Source organism: Oceanidesulfovibrio marinus (genome assembly GCF_013085545.1).
In the GTDB taxonomy this organism is placed as follows: Bacteria; Desulfobacterota; Desulfovibrionia; order Desulfovibrionales; family Desulfovibrionaceae; genus Oceanidesulfovibrio; species Oceanidesulfovibrio marinus.
On record NZ_CP039543.1, the window covers coordinates 808,834 to 830,621 of the forward strand.

The following is a 21,788-nucleotide window of genomic DNA, read 5'->3' on the forward strand; positions in this document are numbered from 1 at the left end:
GGCGGGTGCCCGAGGGCAGAGCCCTCGGACCTCGTTCGGCAAGCCATTGACCCGGGCTGGGCAGCGTGCCATAGACGAGGGTATGAACACTAAAGAACCAGTCGATCCCCCGGTCAGTTGCGACGACTATCGCGTGCCTGTCACTAAGAGGACGGCGTCCATCTTCATCGGCCTTGCCGCATTCGTCTGCTGGGTGACTTTTGCCGTGCTCGTGCTCTACGGCGTGTCCCGGCTGGTGGAGACGAACAGCTGGATGGGCTTTCCCGGTCTCCTGTTCATCATGGTTGGCGGTGGCGTCACCTTCTTTCTCGTGACGCGGTACGCGGACAGGCGATTGTCGCGGCGGGGGTAGACGCCATCCTGTAATCCAGGAGTCCCCATGTCGCATCCAGCCGTCCGGCCCGTTGCGGCCGTTTATGCGTCCAGGCCGACTATCGAAGGCGCTGGCGTGCATTTGCACCGCGCCTTTGGTTTCCGCCAGGGCGTGGACCTCGACCCGTTTCTGTTGCTCGACGATTTCCGCGGCGACTCGCCGCAGGACTACATCAAAGGCTTTCCCTGGCATCCTCACCGCGGCATCGAGACCATCACCTACGTGCTTGGCGGCGATGTGGAGCACGGCGACTCCATGGGTAACGCCGGGAGCATCGGCGCGGGCGATGTGCAGTGGATGACGGCCGGCAGCGGCATCCTGCATCAGGAGATGCCCCAGGGCGACGCAGACGGCCGGCTCGTGGGCTTCCAGCTCTGGGCTAACCTCCCGGCTCGCGACAAGATGATGGACCCGCGCTACCGCGATGTGGCCGCCGAGACCATCCCCGAGGTCACGACCACAGGCGGGGCCGTGGCGCGCGTCATCGCCGGCACAGTAGGGGAGACCCGCGGCCCGGTGCAGGATATCGTCATCGATCCCGAGTACCTGGATGTGCGTGTACCGCCTGGCGCCGCGTTCGAGCATCCCACGCCGGCCGAGTATACGTGCTTTGCCTACGTCATCGCCGGCGCCGGCCAGTTCGGTCCGGAAGCGACCACCTGCGCCAATCGCGACCTCGTGGTCTTCGGTCCCGGCAATGGCGTGCAGATCGCCAATCCCGGCAACGACGAGCTGCGCTTCCTGCTCGTGTCCGGCAAGCCCCTTGGCGAGCCCGTGGCCTGGTATGGCCCCATCGTCATGAACACCGACGAAGAACTGGAGACGGCCTACCGCGAGCTCGAAGCCGGCACCTTCATTAAAACCCGTGGCACCGGGATGTGAGAGAGATCAAGAAATGCCTTCGGTGGTTGGGGGACGCTGTCCCCACGCCCCCTGCCAGGGGAATTTAATTCCCCTGGACCCCAGAAATGGGGCTACGATTTTCCAGGACAGGCAAATCGGAAGGATGAGCGAAGCGAATCAAAAAAGAATTCGCCTTGCGGCGGGCATCTGTTGGATTCTCACCGTCGTATTTGTATTTTTGAGAGCATCGGTCGCTTTCGGGATTACGCAGAATCTGGCTTCAGGGGACGTCGAAGGGGGCAATCTTCCGTCAGGATATCAACTACAGTCTCCCCGTGCTGGCTGCGCCTCGACGGTTTCGGCGACTTCGACGGCGACGGAGTCCAAGACACCGCCATGCTGGCCGAGAGCCGGGAAGCGAACGCCGGGGCGCTATTCGTAGTCCTGGCCAGGGCAGACAGATCGGCAACCGAGGTGCGGCATGTCATCACATTCCCGCGTAGCGCTATGGCCTATACCTGCGTTGATTTTGTACCTCCTGGGATGATTGAATATATTGCAAGTGACAAGGGTGAGAGGAAGACGTCGTACTTCGAGCTCCTTACCGACGCTATACGACTCTACAACCCGGAGGGAGCGAACTCCATCGTGTATTGGGAAGGGGATGCGCTTGACTTCAGACAGGTGTGGATCGCTGACTGAATCGCAGCAGAGCTATGCCATTGAAAGAGGGTGTATTAATGGGCACGAAACCATATGGCGCAAGCGGAAATGCCGGAATCGTAGATCCGAGCAGTACGATGAGTCAGGAAGAACCGAAGCGCATGAGCTTCTTGGCTAGAGGGAGTACATTCTTTGCTGGTGCCTATTTGGTATACATTGTTCTCGATTATCTGTTCTCCATGATATTGGGATTTGGCAGCATGACCCAAGTCCTGCTTGACGGTTTGTATACTGTAATTCCAGTACTCATCTTGTGGAAATACAGATTTGATGGATGGTTTGCTAAAACAATTTATGTCGCGAATATAATTATAGCAGGGCATATTATTCTGCTGCTGCTACCGCTTATTCCTATTCAATTCATCTTGGTTTTGCACAGAATATTTGCATGATTGACAGATTGCGAGTCGCAAGAATGCACGGAGCGCAGATTCTGCGCTATTTGCTCGAGGGTCGCATCACACCCGAAGAGGCTCTGGAGCAATGGCCGCCTGTCGATGATGAGCTGCTTCGACAGGGATTCCATCAGTTACATCACGTACGTGCAGACAGGTCTGACGCGCGACTGGATGAGCGATACAGGGAATGGCAGGATAGTGTGATACGCGAGGTGATTATGGGGTTGGAAGGGTGATGTTCTTATGGCCTACAAAGTAACTGTACTAATTTTTATTATGGTTGGTGGATTGTTGTTTTATACAATGCGTAGTATGGTTAGATTTCTGACGGTAGCAATATCTATGTGGCTTGCTGCATATTTGATATCTGTTGTTGCTGCAGGTTCTGTAATTTTTGATGCCGGTATCAAGTCGTTTGTATATTACCAATACAAAATTGTCGGAATACTAATGATTGCTATCTTCGCAATCAATATTCCAATCTACGTAGCAAATAGAAAAATATTCACAGTTATCCACCATTTTTGTGCTTTGGTACTGCAGCTCTTTGTCGTGATGATCCCTCCAGCATTGTCCATATAAAGGACGTAACGAGGGCAAGTCCTCAGAACTGCATTAAATAAGCCCAAGCAATGGGTCCAGGGAGCTTAGCTCCCTGGCAGGGAGTTCGAGGGGCAGCGCCCCTCGCGGGCGGGCGAAGCCCCTTCTCTAATTCTTTTCAGCCTTTCTCTTCTCTTCCTTCTTCCTACTCATCCACGCGGTAGTGCGTGCCGATGGAGCGCTTGTTGCGGTGGGCGGCCATGGTGATGATGTACGCGGTATGGCAGCCGTGGAAGAGGGAGACGAGGTTTTTGGAGAGCGGGGTGCGTTTGTAGAAGTCGAGCAGGTGGCGGTAGAGGCTGCGCATGTCGTCCGCGGCGCGGGCCAGGCGCGGGGTGGTGCGCGCGATGCCCACGTAGTTCCACATGGTGTGGCGGATGGTGGACCAATCCTGCTGCACCAGGGCCGGGTCTTCGTTGCGCACATCGCCGAGGTGGTTCCAGTCCGGGATGGAATCCTTGAGCTTGCGCGGTACGGCCCGGTGCGCCGAGAGCTTGCGGCTGATGTCCGCGCCGGCCGAGCGGCCCCAGAGCAGGCCTTCCAGCAGCGAGGTGGAGGCCAGGCGGTTGGCGCCGTGCACGCCGGTGCAGGCGGTCTCGCCCACGGCGTAGAGCCGGTCCAGGGTAGTGCGGCCGTGGATGTCGCAGAGCACGCCGCCGACAAAGTAATGGGCGGCCGGGACCACGGGGATGGGGTCCTTTTCGATATCGATGCCGATCTTGGCGCACTGCTTGTAAATGGTGGGGTAGGCGGTCTTGAGGTCGCCGCTGTGCGGTTTGGCGAAGCGGGCGGCGTCCAGGTAGACGCAGGGCTCGCCGGTGTGGAGCATCTCGTCCAGGATGGCGCGGGTGACGATGTCGCGCGGGGCGAGGTCGGCGCGGGGGTCGTAGCGGTCCATGAACGGCACGCCCTGGGAATCCACAAGACGGGCGCCGTCGCCGCGCATGGCCTCGGAGATGAGGAAGCGGCGCTCGGCGCGGTGGTACAGCGCCGTGGGGTGGAACTGCACGAACTCGGTGTTCATGCACCACGCGCCGGCGCGGTAGGCCATGGTCAGGCCGGAGCCGGTGGAGGTGGCGGTGTTGGTGGTGTGCAGATAGACTTGGCCCACGCCGCCGGTGGCGAGCACCGTGAAATCGGCCAGGATCGTCTCCACGTGGCTTGTTTCCTCGTTGAGCACGTAGGCGCCCACGCACTGGTTGGTGAGGTGGTACTTGAACTGGAGCTGCGTGGGGTGATGGTGGCTGGTGAGCAGGTCGATGGCGCTGCGGTTGGTCAGTACGCGGATGTTGGGAGATTTTTCCACCGCAGCCATGAGGCCGTCCATGATGGCTCGGCCGGTGTAGTCCGCGCAGTAGAGGATGCGGTGCTCCTGGTGGCCGCCTTCCAGCCGCAGATCCCATTCGCAGGCGCCGGGTTCGTTGCCGCGGGCAAAGGGGATGTCGAGCCGGTCCACCAGCAGCTCCTGTACGGCCTGCGGGCCCTTGCGGCTGATAAAGCGCACGGCGCGGGAGTAGTTATAGTCGTGTCCGGCGCGCTTGATGTCCTGCTCCAGGAGCCGTGGGTCCTCGTCTGGGCCGTGGAAGACGATGCCGCCCTGGGCCAGGGCGGTGTTGCCGGTGTCCAGAGCGGGGCCGGAGGAAAGCAGAATGACCTCGAACCCTTCATCGGCCAGGGTGAGGGCGGCGGAGCAGCCGGCAATGCCGGAGCCTATAACCAGGGCTTGGGTGGTAAGGCGTGCGTCGTTCATGCACAGGCCTCGAGCATACGTTCCAGAGAACTCCGGGCGTTGGCGGCAGTTCCTGGGTCAACGGTGACGGGTTCGGCCTTGGTGGGCGTACCCTTTTCATGGGATTTGGCAATGTCGTCGAGAAGATCGGCCAGCTTGTCTTCGGTGTTCTTGGCCATGTTCTGGCAGGCGGAGTGCGCCAGGGGGACGATGTTCTTCTCCCCGGCATAGCGCTGCACGAGACGCTCCACGAGGTTGATCTCGGTGCCGATGTAGATCGTCGCGCCGGCAGGGGCGTCTTCGCAGTAGCGGATGATGGTGGAGGTGGAGCCGGAGACGTCGGAAGCCTGCACCACCTCGGGCGTGCACTCGGGGTGGACGATTACGGTGCAGTCAGGATGCTTGACGCGGGCTTCCTCGATCTGCCGGACCTTGAAGCGCGCCGCATGGATGGAGCAGCAGCCGGGCCAGATGAGCAGTTGCTTCTCGCGCACGACATCGGGCTGAATATTGGAGCCGCCCCTGCGGATGTCCAGAACCATTCGCAGCGAGTCGGGCAGGGCCAGCGTATTGGCAGTGTTCAGGGCGAGGTTCTTGTCCGGCAGGAAGAACACCGCATCGCCGCGTCCCATGCACCATTGGAGCATGATCTCGGCGTTGGCCGAGGTGCAGGTTGCGCCGCCGTTGGCGCCGACAATGCCCTTCACCGCGGCTGAAGAGTTAACGTATGTCAGGGGGACGATCGTCTTGCCCGAGCTTTTGAGCCAGTCCATGACGTTGCCGACCAGCGGCCCGGGAGCCATCTCAGACATGGTGCACGACGCCGTCCTGTCCGGCATGAAGACCTTCTGCTCCGGCTCGACAAGCAGGGCGGCTGCCTCGCCCATGAAGAAGACGCCGCAGAAAACGATGTACCGCGCGGACAGGTTCGCCACCTTCCGGGCAAGCTCCAGGGAGTCGCCGGTCAGGTCGCAGTGTTGGATGACGCTGTCGTGCTGGTAGTGATGGCCCAGGATGACGAGGTCGGAGCCAAGGGCGCCGCGAATCTCTTCGATACGTTGTGCTGCGTTGCTCATGAGGTCCTCCGCATACGCATGGAAAGATCGGCCGTAGGAGCGGAGTGGGTAAGCCGCCCGACGGAGATGAAATCTGGTCCCGTGGCGGCGAGCTCGGCCAGGGTTTCCAGGGACACGCCGCCGGAGAGCTCGCTTTCGATGCCGTCCGGGATGAGGGCGAGCGCCTCGCGGATGGTCTCGGGTCCCATGTTGTCGAGCATGATGCGGTCCACACGGGCCTCCACGGCCTCGCGCACCTCGTCCAGGGTGCGGCACTCCGCCTCGATAGGCGGGCAGGGGCAGTACGCCTTGCGGACCATGGCGGTCGCCGGGATGATGCCTCCGGCGCGATCGATGTGATTGTCCTTGAGCATGATCATTTCCGACAGATTCTTGCGATGATTCTGCGCGCCGCCCACGACAGTGGCGTACTTTTCCGGATAGCGCAGGCCGGGCAATGTCTTGCGGGTGTCGAGCAGGGTGACGCCCGACCCGGCGAGCTCGTCCACATAGCGCCGGGTAAGGGTGGCGATGCCGCTCAGATGACACAGAAAGTTGAGTATGATGCGCTCGGCCGTGAGCAGGAGCAGGGCGTCCCCTTCAAGCTGGAAGAGCTCATCGCCGTACTCCAGCGTGTCGCCGTCCTTCGCGTTCATGGTCAGGTTCCAGGAGCGCTCTGCGCCGATGTGTGTGGCTGTGCGCTCCAGCACGATGGGCACCATGGGCAGGCCGGCCACCACGCATTGCTGCTTGGCCACGACCACGGCGGTGAAGCGTTCGCTGGTGAAAAGCGCCTTGCTGGTGAGGTCCTCGCCGTCTTCCTCGATGGCCAGGTCCAATGCCCGCAGCAGGTATTCGCGAGCAGGCCCCGAGAAAAAGGCGTCGAAAGCTGGGAGAGATGAAGCAGACATTGAAGCTTCAGATTACGGCGAAATTTTGTTGCATTCAACTCTTTTTCGCCACAAATCAGGCAGCGCCGAGGGAAGGCTTTGACTCGGGCCTCCATTCAAGGCTATTAAGGTGGGATTCAGGGTGCGATGTACGGAAGGGGTGAAACACTTCGTGCAGTCGCACCTTTTTTCGGAGAACACGACGTATGATGAGCGATACCGAAAACCGCGAAGAGAAGAGCGAAGCACAGGCCAGCGAAGGGCTCGGGCTGGACGAGGCCATGAAGGCGCAGCACCATCCGATGGATGACGCGCCGATGCCCCAGGAAGAGCGGGGGGAAGAGCAGGACGACATCGTGCTCGACCCCGAAAACTTCGACACGGTGCATCCGGCCGACGCCGCCGACCACCTGGAGCAGATGTCTCTGGGTCAGCAGCTTGCGCTCATCGAATCCATCACTCCGGAGGACGCCGCCGCGACCATCTCGGAAATGGACTCGCACCATCGCGTGGAGCTTATCTCGCGTCTGAACCCCGAGCTTGCCGCCGACATCCTGGAGCAGATGTATCCGGACGACGCCGCCGACGTGCTCCACGAGCTGGAGGACACCCAGCGCGAGCGCATCGTCCGCCGCCTGCAGAAGGAGGACAAGGCCGAGATCTGGCATTTGTACCGCTACGATCCGGACACCGCCGGCGGCGTGATGAACACGGACAACATCGTGCTCGATCCCATCCTCACGGCGGATCAGGCCATCACCTTCATCCGTCGACAGATCGAGAACGAAGACATCGAGATTCCGTACTACGCCTATCTCGTGGACGAGGACGACAAGCTCGTCTCCGTGCTCTCCCTGCGCGACATCCTGCTTTCCAAGCCGGGCCGCCTGCTCAAAGACCTCATCAGCGACCAGCCGGTGATCTCCGTGCGATTCGATACGGACAAGGAAGAAGTGGCGCACCTTCTGCGCCGCTACAACTACCTCGCGCTGCCGGTTCTGGACTACGAGGGCCGCTTCCTGGGCGTGGTGACCCACGACGACGTCATGGACATCATCCACGAAGAGGCTAGCGAGGACATGCTCGGCATGGTCGGCGCCGGTCAGGATGAGACCGTGGACACGCCGTGGCGCAGCTCCGTGGCCAAGCGGCTGCCGTGGCTCCTCGTGAACATCGCCAACTCCGTGCTGGCTGCCAGCGTGGTGCACGTGTTCGAGGGCTCCATCGCGCAGATGGCCATACTCGCCGTGCTCATGCCCATCGTGGCCAACCAGGGCGGCAACTCCGGACAGCAGTCCCTGGCCGTCATCATTCGCCAGCTTGCCGTGGAGACGCTGGACAAGAAAAAATCGGTCCATGCGGTGGCGCGCGAAGCGCGCATTGGCCTGATGAACGGCGTGGTCATCGGTCTTCTGGTCTTCTGTGTGGCCTACCTCGTTACGGGAAACGGCGTTCTGGCGCGCGTCATGGGCGCGGCCCTGGGGCTGAACATGCTGCTGGGCGCGGCCGCCGGAGCCACCATTCCACTGATGCTCAAGCGCATGGGCCGCGATCCGGCGCAGGCCTCCTCCATCTTCCTGACCGCCATAACGGACATGGCCGGGTTCTTTATCTTCCTCGGCATGGCCACATTCTTCCTCTTGCACTGAGCCGTACTTCCTCACCTTTCTGTGTATGCGCGTCCAGCTTGCAGACGCCGCATAGATGTCTCTTCGGCTGTTCGTTTTCGCTCTATTTATCACACGTGTGTAATCGCGGATAACCCCCGCCGTCCTTGAATTACTTGACCGTGATTACATTCTATGATGAGACCCATGGAAGGTTGCAACATGCAATAAAGGGGGCCCTGTGAAAAGGAAGGAGCTCCAGGACAAGATAGCCTTTCTTGTCGACGAGCTGGCCGTTGCGGAAAAGGAACTGGCAGCACTGAATAACAGCGAAACCTCCACAACACCTGGCGGCATCCGCTTTACAGACCTGTTCGACCTCGACTCCATACAGGCGATTCAGGACGCCTTTGCCGCCGCCACAGGGGTTGCCTCTATCATCACGCTTCCCAGCGGCGAACCTATTACACAACCCAGTAATTTTTCTACTCTCTGTCAGGATGTGATCCGCAAAACAGAGAAGGGGCTGTGCAATTGCATGCGCTCGGACGCTGTCATAGGCCGGTTGAACACGGCCGGGCCTAACGTGAGCCAATGCATGAGCGCCGGGCTGTGGGACTGCGGGGCCAGCATCTCCGTGGACGGCCACCATCTCGCCAACTGGCTGATCGGCCAGATACGCAACGAAGAGCTCGATTCCAACCAGATTCTCGCCTACGCCAAGGAAATAGGCGCGGACGAGGCGGCGTTCTCCCGCGCCTTTGCACAGGTGACGGTCATGCCTCTGGAGCAGTTCAACAGGATCTGCGACTTCCTCTTTCTCATAGCCAACCTGATGTCCCTGACTGCGTACCAGAACCTGCAGCTGCGCAACTACGTGTCCCAGATCCATTCTTCCAACAACGAGCTGGCGCACCTCCGGAACTTTCTGAGCAACATCATCGACTCCATGCCGTCCATGCTCGTGGGGGTGGACCCGGAAGGGCGGATAACTCATTGGAATATGCGCGCCGCCGATGCAACCGGATTTGCTAAAGCAGAAGTTGAAGGAAAACAGCTGGCCGACGTGATGCCCGAATGGGCCAACGAGATGGACAAGATTACCCGGGCCATCCGCGAGCGAAAGCCCATAGTGGATGAAAAGGTGGCCGAGGAGCGGGACGGCGTGACACATTACAACGACGTGTCCGTGTACCCGCTTATCGCCAACGGCGTGGACGGCGCTGTGATCCGCGTGGACGACATCACAGAGCGGGTGCGCATCGAAGAGATGATGATCCAGTCGGAGAAGATGATGTCGTTGGGCGGGCTCGCCGCCGGAATCGCCCACGAGATCAACAACCCTCTGGCCGCGATCCTTGGCTACACCAGCCTGCTGAACAAGCGGCTTCTGGAGGACACCCGCAAGAACAGGCGCGTGGCCGAGGAGGCGGGGCTGCAGTTCGAGGACGTGGCGGCCTACGTCAAGGCGCGGGGCATAGACGCCATGCTCGACGGTGTCATGGACTCCAGTCGGCGTGCAGGGCGTGTGGTCACCAACATGTTGGGCTTCAGTCGGCGCAGCGGCGGGCTCTTCAACCACGAGGACGTCATCCCCATCCTGGAGCGTGCCCTGGAGCTTGTCAAAAGCGACCATGACCTGGAGCATTCCTATGATTTCAGAGACATCTCGGTTGTCCGGGAGTATGACGAGGACCTGCCGACCGTTTACTGCGACGCCACCAACCTGCAGCAGGCGTTCTTCAACATCCTGCGCAACGGCGCTCAGGCCATGGCCGGGGCCTATCAGGAGCTGGATCGCGCACCGCGGTTCGTGCTGCGCTGCCATGCCACTGACGGCGCCGTGCACGTGGAGATCGAGGATAACGGCCCGGGCATGAGCCCGGAGGTGCAGCGCCGGATCTTCGAGCCGTTCTTCACCACCAAGGGCGTGGGCGTAGGCACCGGACTGGGCATGTCCGTCACCTACTTCATCATCACCGAGTCGCTGAGCGGAAGCATGTCCGTTTCGTCCAGTCCGGGCGTTGGCGCTACGTTCTCTGTTGATCTGCCGGCCAGCAAGGCCGGCTCCGCATCCGGCGGTAAGTCAGATGACGCGTCCTGACACAGGAGGCGCGCGCCCAGCTGAAGGGGATTGTACACTGAACGGAAAATAACGGAGCCTGGGATATGCTCCAGGCTCCGTTTCTTATCGGGGCAGGGATGTGCGGCTTGAAGCCGCAGAGGGCTCTGGCGAATCAGATGCGGCCCATGAGCAAAAGGATGATGACGATGAGGAGGATGAGCCCCAGCCCGCCGCTGGGAAAGTAGCCCCAACGCCTGCTGTACGGCCACGACGGCAGCGCTCCGATGAGCAGTATTATCAAGACGATGAGCAGAATTGTGCCCATGATGGGATTCTCCTTGTGGGTTCGAGGCGTAGGCGCTCGTATGGCTATTGCTGCCAGCTGTTGATTTCCTTGCGAGCCTCCTCCTTGGAGTACCCGTATCTTTCCTGGAGCCTGCCTTCGAGCTTCTCGTACTGCCCGTCGATATAGTCGATATCGTCGTCAGTCAGCTTGCCCCATTGCTTTTTGGCCTCACCCTTGAGCTGCTTCCATTTACCTTTGATGATGTCTTCGTTCATGTCTGTCTCCTATGATGCGCCGAAGGCGGAGCAGGCAAGACCCAGCGCCGCCTTCCGGCGATGAAGTGGATTAACCTGCCGTGTAATCGATCTCGTAATTCGTATAGATATCCCTGGCCTTAGCCTTTGGCAGAATGGAACCATTCCAATCCAGCTCATCCGCCTTACTGAACTTGTCCAGGTTGTCCTCGTTGACGTCGAGCACGATGCGTTTGCCTTGCTGGTCGATGCCTAACGCCTGCCAGGGGATGAGATACTGGGAACCCATGAGGCCCCACAACGCACCGTGGTCCAGGATGGCCAGCTTGATCTTGGCCTCGTCGAGGTCCACCAGGAACCCGCTCAGCTCACCGATGACATTGTTGTCAGCGCCATATACCTCGCGGTTGTAGAGCCGGTTGCTTTCCACCAGACATTCGAGGCCCATGGCCTCTGTCTTCTTGCTTCCGGTGTCGGTGACTTTATCAATCGCATTGGCGACCATCTGCTGCATTTCCTCCAGCTTGTTGCGGGACTCCTTCATGAGGTTCTTCTTGCCCGCGGTGGCGCAGTAGGTTGCGACCTCTTCGCTACCCCAGCGGCCATTGCGTTTGGGTGCATAGGCAGTGTTGTCGTCAAGAGTGATGCTCTTGTCGTTAATGGCCAACTGCCTGCTCTGCGCGTGTATCTTCAGGCTGTCGAAAGGCAGCACGTACTGATCGCCGCCCAGGCCGAGCACACTGTCGGAGGAAACCACGACAAAGAGGATGTTGCCCGTCACCGGATCGACCAGCAGATCTGATACTTCGATGTCCTTCTCGCCCTGGAAGTCCACTTCCTGGCCCGTGAGACGGTCCATTGGGATGAGGTTCTCTGCAAAGAACTTGTTGTCGCCCAACTTTTGTACAACGTCATTGTTCTGTTGCTTCATTGCTGAAGACTTTTGTTGTTTAACATCTTGCTGCTTGCTATTGCCTTGTGCAAACGCAATGCCGCATAGAATAAGCAATAAAGAAGCGGCCAGGCAAAAAATGGTTGAGCTTCGTCGCATACGAATGATCCTTTGGTTTAAAGTTGTACTGTCAATATGTACAGATAATGGAGTATCTGGATTAAAATCATAGGGTGGAAAAGTGGGGTAGATTCAGGCAGGAGTGGCGTAGGCAGTATTCCTACAGTCCTATACGAAATACAGGAAAACAAAGCCGCATTCTCCGACATGCCATGCGGGTTATTTCGGGTTCCAAAAAGATACGGCCGCGCTGTGTGGGGTTGTGAATAAGGCAAGCACGATATGCCTCATCCTTCTTGCACTCGTTACCCAGGCTGGCTATGAAGGTGGAATCGGCAACCGAGTGGAATACGCGCACAAATGAGCATTGGAGAGGGCAGATTGACGAGTCTCTTGCTGGATGGCACCACACATATCTTCGATCCCCTGCATTCGCTGTGGGAAAACCAGCGCACCAAGCGGGCCATCGCTTTGGCGCAGATCCTCCTGTTCCTGCTGGGCCTGGTGGGCATCGAGATGAATCGGCGGGGTCTCCTGCCGGAACCGCTGGCCGACCTCACGCCCACCAGCCACTACTACGCCATCAAGCTGGCCTTCGGCCTCGTGCTCATTCAGGAGGTCATCGACCTCGTGTTCACGCTGCCGTGCTCCATGTCCCGCGCTGTGGGCAAGCAGTTCGAGATTCTCGCGCTCATCCTGTTGCGCAACGCGTTCAAGGAGCTTGTCCACTTTGAGGAACCGCTGGAGATTGCCCACGGCATCGGCCCTGTCCTGCCCATAATCGCCGATGCCTGCGGCTCGCTCATCATCTTCGTGGGGCTTGGCGTGTACAGCCGGCTGCATGTGAAGCGCAAGAGCAGCAAATCCGCCGTGGATCTGTACCGCTTTGTGGCCACCAAGAAGCTGCTGGCGCTGATCATGCTGGGCGTCTTCTTCACCATCGCCGTGCAGACGGGTATGGAAACCCTACGCACCGGGCATGCCCAGCCGTTCTTCGACGTTTTCTATACGGTGCTCATCTTCAGCGATATCCTGCTGGTGCTCATCTCCTCGCTGTACCTGCCGTCGTTCTACTCCACGTTCCGCAACTCCGGGTTCGCCGTGTCCACGCTGCTCATCCGCATGGCGCTGGCATCTCCGCGGTTTTTCGACTCCCTGCTCGGCGTCACTGCGGTGGCTTTCGCCATCTGCCTGACCCTGGCCTACAACCACTTTGCGCCGGACGGCCGCGCCTCGCGCGATGATTGACGCGCGCCATCGCTGGGGCCGCAGTCGGGCACTTGGGGCTTTCGGTATCGGGCCTGAATGCGTACAATGTTGCGTGCGGCGGAACACCGCACAGAGCCGGATATCGAAAACGAACGATTCTGCTGAGATAGCAAGGAGCCAGCGATGACCAACGCAATCGTGCTGATCAATGTCGAGAACTACAAGTTGCAGGATATCGCCCAGAAGCTCGTGGACATCGACGAGGTGAGCGAAGTCTACTCGGTGGGTGGCCGCTTCGACCTCGTGGCCATCATTCGCGCTAAAACCAACGAGGCAATCTCGGACATCGTGACCGAGAAGTTCCCTACCATAGAAGGGATTCGCACCACCGAGACCCTCATCGCCTTCAAGGTGTTCTCCAAACACGATCTGGAACGCATGTTCGCGATCGGCGTCGAGTAAAAATCCTGATTTGAAGCTATTTAAAAAGATTTTTATGATGTAACGCTTTAAGCGAAATTACCTTTTCTGCGGCGGCGGATGGGAGCTGAAAAAGCTCCTCTCCGCCGTCTTTGTTTTGGTGCAGAGGCAGGGGAGGAATCTTTCAGTGCAGCGGTCCGGAAGTCTGTGCCGTCGGTCGACTTTGTCGGGAGCCGGCATCTGGGAATGAGCAAAGGATTGAATACGATAACCTAAACCATTTTTGTCGAGAACCGATAGGAACTCTGGGCCCAGGCGCGACAGCTTTCAATTGAAAAAATGTGCGCATTCGAACGTTCTTGAAACAGGTTAAGCGTTTTTTAAATAATTGAGATTGGTTATATACGTGTAGACATTAAGGGGCAAACAGTCTAATCCGCTAGGGTGGTTATCTTCTGGCGAAATGTAATAATTATTTTTTTATTTCATTCTTGTGACTGTCTTACAGTTTACTTCAGTTTGATTGCATGGAGATTTAAATGCCGTCAACAAGCTTTCTATCCGTATTAAATTCAATAAGCATCAAGCTCAAATTGTTCATTGGCTTTGGCGTCGTGCTGTTGTTGTTCGCCGTCGTCGCCTGGCAAGGATACACTGGTCTTGAAGATGCAAGTCGTGGATTTAATCAGTATGAACATACGGCGACTGATGCCAATCTTGCCGGGCGTATGCAGGCCAATATATTATTGGCTCATGTCAGCGCAATTGACTATGCAAACAACCCAAACGAAGAAATTCTCAACGATTACCAAAATAGAATGACAATGCTTCAAGGCTTTGTCGAAACTGCGAAGACAGAGGTCAAGAATCCTGAACGCATCAAGCTTCTTGGCGAAGCAGTCCTGGGCATGGGAAAGTACATGGCCGGCGTCAAAAGATTGGAAGAGATCGCCGCCGAGAGCAGAGAGAAGATGGGGACCATGGTCGCCTCCGGCCCGGAAATGGTTGAGAAGCTCAACAAGATTATCGAAATATGCACGGTCTACGAGCTGTTCGAGGGGTTGAAGACGGCAACCGCCGTGCAGCGACATCTGATGCAGGGGCGCCTTGCCATGGCCTACTTCCTGTGGAGCACGCACGATCCTGCCGATGCCAAGAAATCACGCGACGAGTTCACGATATCCCAAGGGCTTATCAAAGACCGCGACCGCAAGGGCGAGACTTCTCAGGTGCGCAATCTCTATAAGGACATTCTCAAAGCGTCCAATATGTACATCGAAGCGAGCAGCGCCGTGCTGGACCTCGCGGCCGAGCGCAACGAGGTGGTCGAGACCACTCTGCACACGTACGGACCGCAGATTGCCGATGATTTCGAGCAGATCAAGCTTTCTGTGATCAAGGAGCAGGAGGAGCTCGGCCCCGTGCTGCAGGCGCACAACCAGCAGCTTGGCACGACCATCGCCACCATTGGAGTCGTGGCCCTGGCTGTCGGCGTGATCATCGCGCTCTTTCTTTCGCTGGTCATTTCCTCACAGCTCGGCAAGGCCATGCGTTTTGCACAGGCCATCGCGGCTGGCGATTTCAGCGCCAAGCTCGATATCCGCGGCCGCGACGAGATCGCCAGGGTGGCCGACGCCATGCGCATGATACCGGAAACGCTGAATAAAGTTGTGCTCGAGTTCAAGCAGGTCAGCTCCCGCGTACGCTTCGGCCATTTGGAGGAGCGCGGCGATGCAGACGCTTTTCCGGGGTCGTTCGCCGAGATCGTCACCTCTACCAACCTCCTGGCGGACGCCTTCACCCACTATCTGGACGCCGTGCCCACGCCGATCATGGCCATCGATAATCAGTTCCACATCACCTACATGAACGCGCAGGGCCGCGAACTGCTGGGCATGGACAAGCAGTCCCTTCTCGGCACCAAGTGCAGCGACGTGTTCCACACTTCGGACTGCGGCACAGGCAGCTGCGCCTGCAACGTGGCCATGAAGGAGCTGCGCAAGGCCTCGTCGGAGACGGACGCCCACCCGCAGGGAGCCGATCTGGAGATCGCCTACACCGGCGTACCCATCACCGATGACGACGGGAATGTTGTCGGCGCGTTCGAGATCATCATGGACCAGACCGAGATCAAGACCACGCAGAAGCGGATTCTTGAGGTAGTGGAGCAGGCCAACGGGCTGTCCGAGCGGCTTGCCTCGTCAGCGGACGAGCTGGCCGCGCAGGTGGAGCAGATTACCAAAGGCACGTCCATGCAGCGGGACCGCGTTTCCGAAACCGCCTCGGCCATGGAGGAGATGAACGCCACGGTCATGGAGGTGGCGCAGAACGCCAGCGAGGCGTCCAAGAATTCTTCCGTCACCCGGGACAAGGCTCTGGAAGGGGCCGACGTGGTCAGGCAGTCTGTGGAAGCCATCGCCCAGGTGGAAGCAGCGGCGGCGGAGCTTCTGGCCAATATGAACACTTTGTCGGAGCGGTCGGAATCCATCGGCAATGTCATGAACGTGATCAGCGACATCGCTGACCAGACAAACCTGCTGGCCTTGAACGCCGCCATCGAAGCGGCGCGCGCCGGAGAGGCCGGCCGCGGCTTTGCCGTAGTGGCCGACGAGGTGCGCAAGCTGGCCGAGAAGACCATGAACGCCACCGGCGAGGTGGGCGCCAGCATCGAGGCGATTCAGGAAGCAACCAACAAGAACGTGGACAACATGCACCGCGCGTCCGACGCCGTGCAAAAGGCCACGGACCTGTCCGGGCAGTCCGGCACAGCCCTGCAGGAGATCGTACATTTCATGGAAACCAACGCCGCGCAGGTGGAGAGCATCGCCACGGCGGCGGAGCAGCAGTCCGCCACCTCGGAGCAGATCAGCCGCTCGGTGGAGGAGATCAACATCATCACCAATGACACGGCCGATAGCATGGAGCAGTCCTCCAACGCGGTGCAGGAGCTGGCCGGCATGTCCAACGACCTCTCCGAGCTCATGCGCCGGTTGGGACAGTAAAGCGGGAAAGCGCAGACTACGGATACCGCGTTTGCCCATAACGAAATGCACAAGGCCCCCGGCACCGTAGCGCCGAGGGCCTTGTTTTATGGGGGGGACTGTTGTGTGGGCTTACGACATGCAGTCCGTTGACGTTGCGTCAGGCGTCCACCGTCCTGTAGATGCCGGGAAAGTGCGGAAACACGTCCCGATACAGGCCGACCAGGGCCTGGAACTCCGGGTCGCTCACCGCGTTCTGGAACGCCTCCGGCGAGTCCCATACTGCGATGTTCACATAGCGGAACAGTGCGCCGGGAGCGACGGCTCTCTGCAGATATGTCGCAACGTACCCGTCCTTCTGCTTGAGCAACGCCGCGGCCCGGTTCCAGAACTCCAGAAACTCCTGGTCCCGGCCTTTTTCTACCTCGAACGGGTTGATGAGCAGCGCCTTGCCATCGTCGGTGAGCTCCGAAAGATCCATGGCTACTTCTCCTTGCTCCAGACCTGCTTGCTGCGCGCAATCTTCTTGCGCACAGTCTTCAGCCACGCCTCTCTGTCCAGGAAGGAGTCTTTGCCGCGAGCAACCATATCCTGGAACATGGCGTAGGGCACGGTGAAGGAGAGTTCGTCCACCTTGAAGAACTTGCGGGCCGAGGGGTCCCAGCCGCCGGTCACGGCCTTGTTCAGGCCCTGCGAGAGGTAGCGGAGCGGCCAGGTGACGATGGTGCCGCAGCTGGAGGCCCAGGGCGACTGGACCACCTCGGGGTCGTTGGTCACAAAGAAGGCGAGCTGGTGCAGACCGCCCAGCGGCTCGGGTCGGGTGAAGAAGATGACCAGCTCCGGCTCCTCGTCCTCTGTGAACAGGCTCAGCGGCTTGATAACGAGGTACGGTTTGGGCGCCGGCCGCGGATCGATCCCCTGGAAGACCTGGCCGAGCGCCTCCGGGGATTCGCAGTACAGCTCGCCTTCGCTCCAGCCAGGAATGCCCGCGGAGATATAGTTGATGATGGTATCAGTCTGAGGCTTGATGAAGCCGAGCCAGAACGCCGCACCGGGGCAGCCGAAGTGGTCGGCGGCGAACCACGCCGCCTTCTTTTGCTTCCTCGCCATCAGGATGTGGCGCATGACGCAGGAAAACTTGCCGAACACGCCGGGCCAGTCGATCTCCCCGGCCTGCTCGCGCTCCCTGGTGGGCGTCTCGCACTGCTTGGGAAACGACCCGTCTTCGGGTTGCTTGTCCGTGTAGAAGAGTCCGACAGGTTCCTCATCGAGCCCGAGCAGCTCCAGGAAGTCCGGTATGGCGCTTTGAATAGCGGAGTCCATGATATCTCCTGTGATTGCAGTGGTTATAGACGAGCGGCCAACCTGCGCATCAGCCGCACGACGTCATCGATTGCCTGGGCGTCCTCCTCCCGGGCAATGCGGTTGACCCACTCGGCGTGGGCGATCATGATCGCATCCAGTACCTCCAGACCCTGAGGCGTGGGCTTCACGAGCCGGGCGCGCTTGTGGTCCGGATTTTCCTCAAAGGTTATCAGCCCCTTTCGCTCCAGTATCTTTGCCGAACGCTGCACGCTCTGCCGCGTCAATCCCATGTTGCGGGCAATCTGCGCCACGGTGAGTGGTCCGGTATCCGATGCGACCCCGGCTCCGAGCACCTGCCAGAGCGAGCTGGTCAGACCGAATTCCCTGACGACCTCGTCGCCGGCGGCGATGAGCATGCCGTAGAAATGGAATGTCTCCAGAGTGAGGCGGTTGAACGCATCACCGGCCGGAGTGCGTAGCTCTTTGTGCTTCTTCATGACAGCATACTGTCAAATAGACAGGTCGCTGTCAATTTGGACATGCAAAATCGGCGGCGTGGTCCTTGGGGAAAAGAAATAGTGCTTGAAAAATGAATAGGACGGTGTGTTATGTGTTAGAGTTCATGCCGATAACAGTTTTGCCACAGATATTTCATTTGAAAGCTATTCACCAATGTCACTTGTAAGTGGCTATCCCGATAATGGTATTGGTTCTTGAGTTTGTTGGTCGTTCAGGCTAGTGGTCTGGTGAAGGACTTGGCGCCTCTTTTCGCACGGACTGTCTTCGTGGACGTATCGCATACACCCGTTGCTTTTATTTACGCTGGGACAGGAACAGACAATGACGAACGAAGAGATTACCAGGGAATTCCTGCAGTTGCTGGCTGGAGATTGGGACGATAGTGCAGTGCACCGCGGCTTCAATGAGTTGCAGGAGCGCGTCTCAGGACAAGGAGAATGGGCACGAATTATCGAGGCCCGGCTGTTTGTTTTGGAGAAGAAAACGGAGAAGGCTATCACCCTCCTCGAAGAAATCCGGGGCAGAGATTCTGAGCACCACGCAGCCTCCTTGATGCTCGTACGCATCCTGAACCAGGATATCCGCAATTATGGGAAGGCTCTCGGTGTGCTTGATCATCTGCTGAGCAAGGGCTTCGAGGGGCAGGTTGCGCCGGAATGGTTCGAGGCTATGACGTTGGGTGAAAAGGTCTATGCGCTTGCCAGTGAGAGCCGCTGCGACGAGGCGCTCAAAACGGCGGATCAACTCCTCGGTCGTTTTGGAGAGGCTCGGGAACCTTTCCTTGTAAGGCAGGTGGCCAGGGCACTGTATAACAAAGGTACTATCCTCGGAAAACAGGGCAAGCCGGAAGAGGAAATCCGGGTTTACGAGGAGGTTGCGCGTTGTTTCGGAGAGGCCACAGAGCCCGGCATCTTGGAACAAGTGGGCAGGGCATTGGTTAACAAGGGCGCAGTCCTCGGAAAGCAGGGCAAACCAGAAGAAGCAACTCAGGTATTCGAGGAGGTAGCGCGCCGTTTGGGAGAAATCGCGGAACCCGGCATCTTGGCGCAAGTGGCCCGGGCGCTGCTGAACAAGGGCGTAATCCTCGGGCTGCAAGGTAAGCCGGAGGAGGCAAGCCGGATATTCGAGGAGGTAGCGCGCCGTTTCGGAGAATCCACGGAGCCCGGCATCTTAGAGCAGGTATCTAAGGCGCTTGTGGACAAAGGTTTAGCCTTTAGTCAGCTAGGCAAGCCGGAGGAAGCCAGCCGGATCTTCGGGGAGGTTGCGCGTCGCTTCGGAGAGGCCACAGAGCCCGGCATCTTGGAACAAGTGGCCAGGGCATTGGTGAACAAGGGCGCAGTCCTCGGAAAGCAGGGCAAACCAGAAGCAACTCAGGTATTCGAGGAGGTTGCGCGTCGCTTCGGAGAGGCCACAGAGCCCGGCATCTTGGAACAAGTGGCTAGGGCGCTGGTGAACAAGGGCGTAGCCTTTGAGCAGCAGGGCAAGTCGGATGAGGCAAGCCAAGTATACGAGGAGGTAGCACGCCGTTTCGGAGAGGTCCACGATCCGCTGCTCCGTAAATGGGTCTTTGAAGCAAAGTTGCGAAAAAGTCTGACCTTGTTTGAGATGAAGCAGCGCAAGGAAGCCCGCAAGCTTTTCGACTCTATTCAGAAGGAACTCCTCCAAAAGGACGCGATAAAAGAGGAGCTGACATACTTATACACGATTGTTGCACGTCGCTTTCCATCCAAGATGCGTTCCAAAGACTCACAGCAACGCAAGGTACGGATGAAGCGGGATCTCACAATCACCGGCGGCGACGTTGAGGCCAATCTGGAAATGGTCCTATCCCATATGCTGGAGGAGATTGATCTTGAGACGCAGAATACATACTTCAAAAACATGGAGGCTGCGAAAACCAGAACGGACAGGTTCATTACGGAAGACGCTCACTTCAATGATAAGTTTTCTTTCTTGTTGGTGCTGCGGGAGTGGAACTCCTACACTCCGGTTATTCCGTCGGCGGAAGAATCGGACCGGGGAGGCGGATATTACATTCGGCACGCCGGTGAAGGTATCGTCATCGATCCTGGATACGACTTCATCGAAAATTTTCATCGCACGGGCGGTCGGTTAGGCGGAATCGACCATATCATAGTTACGCACGCCCACGACGACCATACAGCTGAGCTGGAGGCCCTCCTGATGCTGTTCCAAAGGCGAATGGACAAGGAGGACCTGCCAAAAAAGCAGGTGAATTTGTATCTGAGCGCCGGAGTACAGAGGAAGTTTGCGGGCCTGCTGGATTTGCGTGATCTAAAATACGGTAATGTTGTCACCCTCTGCCCCTCCACCACAGGCTACGAGCAGCGCATTCAGCTCAATAAGAAAACCGTACTGACCGTCCTGCCCGCGTACCATGACGACGTGATCACGCGTCAATCGGCTGTGGGCCTGGGGTTCGAGTTCGACACGGAAAATGGGACGCGGAAGGTTGTTTTTACTGGGGACTCCGGGCTCTATCCGCGCGATTGTGGGTCAGACGGAGTGGAAAGGTACTACGACGACGGGCAAAGCCCTAAATTGAAAACAGGCTCAAAGGATGCACTGTTCAAGCAGTATCCAAAGGCGTTTCGGAACTCTCCTCACCTCGTCATCGCGCACATCGGCTCGATCAAAAAGCGTGAATTCGGCTTGGGGGAGGTTCCATCGCCTGGCGAAATCGGTAGCCGGTTCTATCCCAACCATTTGGGGTTGCTCGGAACTTTGATGCTCCTGAAAGAGTTGAATCCGGACGCGGCCGTGATCAGCGAATTCGGCGCCGAGCTCAAGGGGTTTCACATCGATCTCGTGCAGAAGCTAGGGCAGGCTTTGAACAAGGTGCAGGGGGAAAACAACTCTAATGAAAAGAGTAAAACATTTGTAGTCGCAGGCGACTTGACCACTGTCTACAACATAACCACCCATAGCTTTCTGAGTCATACTCAATATAATACGCAAGATTCATTCGAGTTTCGAGAAGTAGATACCTTGGCTTGCCTTAAGGCCAAAGATTTTTTTTATAAGCCCAAGTGGGTGCAGGAAATTGAGGTCTCCGAAAGAAAAGGATCAGAAAGAGCCTATTTGTTTACTGCGGACGGCAGAGCAAAGAAATACGACCTGAATGCAAAGCACTTTGCAAAGCACTTTTTTGCACGGTTGCTTCCTTATCAGAAGCATCCCATAACCAACGAAGAAGAATTCAAGGAAGCATACGGCTAGTAGAGAATGTTGTTCGTGGAAGGGGGAGTCGAACCTCGTCCGAGAACGTTCCACAGTGAGCTTCTACAGGTTTAGTTCGCGATCTTTGCAGCTGCGACTGAGGCTGTTCTGTATTTCTACGATGACGCCCAACGGATCGGCTGGGGGGCCTATCCGTGCGTTCGTCTGTTAAGGTCGATAAGCACCTCGCAAAATTCAAGCGGCTTGCAGGACATTGTTTCGGTATGCCCTGCAAACCGCCGTATTGTGCATGACAGAGTACCTCAAGTGTGACGCCCG

At 58.2% G+C, this 21,788-nt stretch carries 19 protein-coding genes; 10 read left to right on the forward strand and 9 right to left on the reverse strand.

Annotated features, from left to right (window positions below; all coding sequences use genetic code 11):
- Positions 1-82 precede the first annotated feature (82 nt).
- The 4 genes from E8L03_RS03575 to E8L03_RS03590 all read left to right on the forward strand — a co-directional run bounded on the left by E8L03_RS03575 (position 83) and on the right by E8L03_RS03590 (position 2,919).
- Complete coding sequence (locus E8L03_RS03575; RefSeq protein WP_144234480.1) at positions 83-352, forward strand: hypothetical protein; 270 nt, start codon at positions 83-85, stop codon at positions 350-352.
- A 27-nt stretch (positions 353-379) separates the two neighbouring features.
- Positions 380-1,255 carry a pirin family protein gene (locus E8L03_RS03580; protein ID WP_171266594.1) on the forward strand — a complete coding sequence of 292 codons (876 nt, stop codon included), beginning with the start codon at positions 380-382 and terminating at the stop codon, positions 1,253-1,255.
- A 677-nt stretch (positions 1,256-1,932) separates the two neighbouring features.
- Positions 1,933-2,331, forward strand: a complete 399-nt coding sequence (locus tag E8L03_RS03585; RefSeq protein ID WP_171266595.1) for a hypothetical protein — start codon at positions 1,933-1,935, stop codon at positions 2,329-2,331.
- A 249-nt stretch (positions 2,332-2,580) separates the two neighbouring features.
- Positions 2,581-2,919, forward strand: coding sequence for a hypothetical protein (locus E8L03_RS03590; RefSeq protein ID WP_171266596.1), 339 nt, complete (start codon positions 2,581-2,583; stop codon positions 2,917-2,919).
- 163 nt (positions 2,920-3,082) lie between these two features.
- Here the strand turns inward: E8L03_RS03590 and nadB are convergent, their stop codons facing one another.
- From nadB to nadC, 3 genes are read right to left on the reverse strand one after another with little or no spacing between them, the layout of a single operon-like run.
- Positions 3,083-4,687, reverse strand: a complete 1,605-nt coding sequence (gene nadB / locus E8L03_RS03595; protein ID WP_171266597.1) for an L-aspartate oxidase — start codon at positions 4,685-4,687, stop codon at positions 3,083-3,085.
- Entirely contained in the window at positions 4,684-5,742 is a 1,059-nt protein-coding gene (gene nadA, locus E8L03_RS03600) for a quinolinate synthase (RefSeq protein ID WP_171266598.1), read from the reverse strand. Before nadA ends, nadB begins: the two co-directional genes overlap by 4 nt.
- Positions 5,739-6,632, reverse strand: a complete 894-nt coding sequence (gene nadC, locus E8L03_RS03605) for a carboxylating nicotinate-nucleotide diphosphorylase (RefSeq protein WP_171266599.1) — start codon at positions 6,630-6,632, stop codon at positions 5,739-5,741. The genes nadA and nadC overlap by 4 nt, the downstream gene beginning before the upstream one ends.
- Before the next feature lie 188 nt (positions 6,633-6,820).
- Between nadC and mgtE the strand changes: the two genes are divergently transcribed.
- Together mgtE and E8L03_RS03615 are read left to right on the forward strand one after the other, a co-directional pair.
- Positions 6,821-8,260, forward strand: coding sequence for a magnesium transporter (mgtE, locus tag E8L03_RS03610; protein ID WP_171266600.1), 1,440 nt, complete (start codon positions 6,821-6,823; stop codon positions 8,258-8,260).
- A 199-nt stretch (positions 8,261-8,459) separates the two neighbouring features.
- Positions 8,460-10,322, forward strand: coding sequence for a PocR ligand-binding domain-containing protein (locus tag E8L03_RS03615; RefSeq protein WP_171266601.1), 1,863 nt, complete (start codon positions 8,460-8,462; stop codon positions 10,320-10,322).
- A 133-nt stretch (positions 10,323-10,455) separates the two neighbouring features.
- Here the strand turns inward: E8L03_RS03615 and E8L03_RS03620 are convergent, their stop codons facing one another.
- From E8L03_RS03620 to E8L03_RS03630, 3 genes are all read right to left on the reverse strand, one after another.
- Positions 10,456-10,608 carry a DUF3309 family protein gene (locus tag E8L03_RS03620; protein WP_171266602.1) on the reverse strand — a complete coding sequence of 51 codons (153 nt, stop codon included), beginning with the start codon at positions 10,606-10,608 and terminating at the stop codon, positions 10,456-10,458.
- A gap of 44 nt (positions 10,609-10,652) precedes the next feature.
- Positions 10,653-10,844 (reverse strand): CsbD family protein, encoded by a 192-nt coding sequence (locus E8L03_RS03625; protein ID WP_144234488.1) that lies wholly within the window; start codon positions 10,842-10,844, stop codon positions 10,653-10,655.
- 70 nt (positions 10,845-10,914) lie between these two features.
- On the reverse strand, positions 10,915-11,682 hold the full coding sequence (locus tag E8L03_RS03630) for a PRC-barrel domain-containing protein (protein WP_171266603.1): 768 nt from the start codon (positions 11,680-11,682) through the stop codon (positions 10,915-10,917).
- Positions 11,683-12,216: 534 nt separating this feature from the next.
- On the opposite strand from E8L03_RS03630, the gene E8L03_RS03635 reads away from it, so the two are divergent.
- The 3 genes from E8L03_RS03635 (at position 12,217) to E8L03_RS03645 (ending at position 16,466) form a co-directional block, all read left to right on the forward strand.
- The gene (locus E8L03_RS03635) at positions 12,217-13,083 is read left to right on the forward strand and encodes a hypothetical protein (RefSeq protein ID WP_235896535.1); all 867 of its coding nucleotides are present in this window, start codon (positions 12,217-12,219) and stop codon (positions 13,081-13,083) included.
- Positions 13,084-13,227: 144 nt separating this feature from the next.
- Positions 13,228-13,506, forward strand: a complete 279-nt coding sequence (locus E8L03_RS03640) for an Lrp/AsnC family transcriptional regulator (protein WP_144234491.1) — start codon at positions 13,228-13,230, stop codon at positions 13,504-13,506.
- A gap of 776 nt (positions 13,507-14,282) precedes the next feature.
- Positions 14,283-16,466, forward strand: a complete 2,184-nt coding sequence (locus E8L03_RS03645; RefSeq protein ID WP_171266605.1) for a methyl-accepting chemotaxis protein — start codon at positions 14,283-14,285, stop codon at positions 16,464-16,466.
- A 139-nt stretch (positions 16,467-16,605) separates the two neighbouring features.
- Here E8L03_RS03645 and E8L03_RS03650 read toward each other — a convergent pair whose 3' ends face one another.
- The 3 genes from E8L03_RS03650 to E8L03_RS03660 are packed head-to-tail and all read right to left on the reverse strand — an operon-like array spanning position 16,606 to position 18,247.
- Positions 16,606-16,926, reverse strand: coding sequence for an antibiotic biosynthesis monooxygenase family protein (locus tag E8L03_RS03650; RefSeq protein ID WP_144234493.1), 321 nt, complete (start codon positions 16,924-16,926; stop codon positions 16,606-16,608).
- 2 nt (positions 16,927-16,928) lie between these two features.
- Positions 16,929-17,768: a DUF169 domain-containing protein gene (locus E8L03_RS03655; RefSeq protein WP_144234494.1), complete on the reverse strand. Its 840-nt coding sequence runs from the start codon at positions 17,766-17,768 to the stop codon at positions 16,929-16,931.
- Positions 17,769-17,791: 23 nt separating this feature from the next.
- The gene (locus E8L03_RS03660) at positions 17,792-18,247 is read right to left on the reverse strand and encodes a MarR family winged helix-turn-helix transcriptional regulator (protein ID WP_171266606.1); all 456 of its coding nucleotides are present in this window, start codon (positions 18,245-18,247) and stop codon (positions 17,792-17,794) included.
- 343 nt (positions 18,248-18,590) lie between these two features.
- On the opposite strand from E8L03_RS03660, the gene E8L03_RS03665 reads away from it, so the two are divergent.
- Positions 18,591-21,509, forward strand: coding sequence for a tetratricopeptide repeat protein (locus E8L03_RS03665; RefSeq protein ID WP_171266607.1), 2,919 nt, complete (start codon positions 18,591-18,593; stop codon positions 21,507-21,509).
- Positions 21,510-21,788 lie beyond the last annotated feature (279 nt).

Coding starts and splice junctions, on each gene's coding strand:
- E8L03_RS03665 (WP_171266607.1), top strand. CDS start 18,591: ATGACGAACGAAGAGATTACCAGGGAATTCCTGCAGTTGCTGGCTGGA.
- E8L03_RS03590 (WP_171266596.1), top strand. CDS start 2,581: ATGGCCTACAAAGTAACTGTACTAATTTTTATTATGGTTGGTGGATTG.
- E8L03_RS03640 (WP_144234491.1), top strand. CDS start 13,228: ATGACCAACGCAATCGTGCTGATCAATGTCGAGAACTACAAGTTGCAG.
- E8L03_RS03630 (WP_171266603.1), bottom strand. CDS start 11,682: ATGGACCGTCTCACGGGCCAGGAAGTGGACTTCCAGGGCGAGAAGGAC.
- E8L03_RS03575 (WP_144234480.1), top strand. CDS start 83: ATGAACACTAAAGAACCAGTCGATCCCCCGGTCAGTTGCGACGACTAT.
- nadC (WP_171266599.1), bottom strand. CDS start 6,632: ATGTCTGCTTCATCTCTCCCAGCTTTCGACGCCTTTTTCTCGGGGCCT.
- E8L03_RS03645 (WP_171266605.1), top strand. CDS start 14,283: ATGACAATGCTTCAAGGCTTTGTCGAAACTGCGAAGACAGAGGTCAAG.
- mgtE (WP_171266600.1), top strand. CDS start 6,821: ATGAGCGATACCGAAAACCGCGAAGAGAAGAGCGAAGCACAGGCCAGC.
- nadB (WP_171266597.1), bottom strand. CDS start 4,687: ATGAACGACGCACGCCTTACCACCCAAGCCCTGGTTATAGGCTCCGGC.
- E8L03_RS03625 (WP_144234488.1), bottom strand. CDS start 10,844: ATGAACGAAGACATCATCAAAGGTAAATGGAAGCAGCTCAAGGGTGAG.
- E8L03_RS03585 (WP_171266595.1), top strand. CDS start 1,933: ATGCCATTGAAAGAGGGTGTATTAATGGGCACGAAACCATATGGCGCA.
- E8L03_RS03660 (WP_171266606.1), bottom strand. CDS start 18,247: ATGAAGAAGCACAAAGAGCTACGCACTCCGGCCGGTGATGCGTTCAAC.
- E8L03_RS03650 (WP_144234493.1), bottom strand. CDS start 16,926: ATGGATCTTTCGGAGCTCACCGACGATGGCAAGGCGCTGCTCATCAAC.
- nadA (WP_171266598.1), bottom strand. CDS start 5,742: ATGAGCAACGCAGCACAACGTATCGAAGAGATTCGCGGCGCCCTTGGC.
- E8L03_RS03580 (WP_171266594.1), top strand. CDS start 380: ATGTCGCATCCAGCCGTCCGGCCCGTTGCGGCCGTTTATGCGTCCAGG.
- E8L03_RS03620 (WP_171266602.1), bottom strand. CDS start 10,608: ATGGGCACAATTCTGCTCATCGTCTTGATAATACTGCTCATCGGAGCG.
- E8L03_RS03655 (WP_144234494.1), bottom strand. CDS start 17,768: ATGGACTCCGCTATTCAAAGCGCCATACCGGACTTCCTGGAGCTGCTC.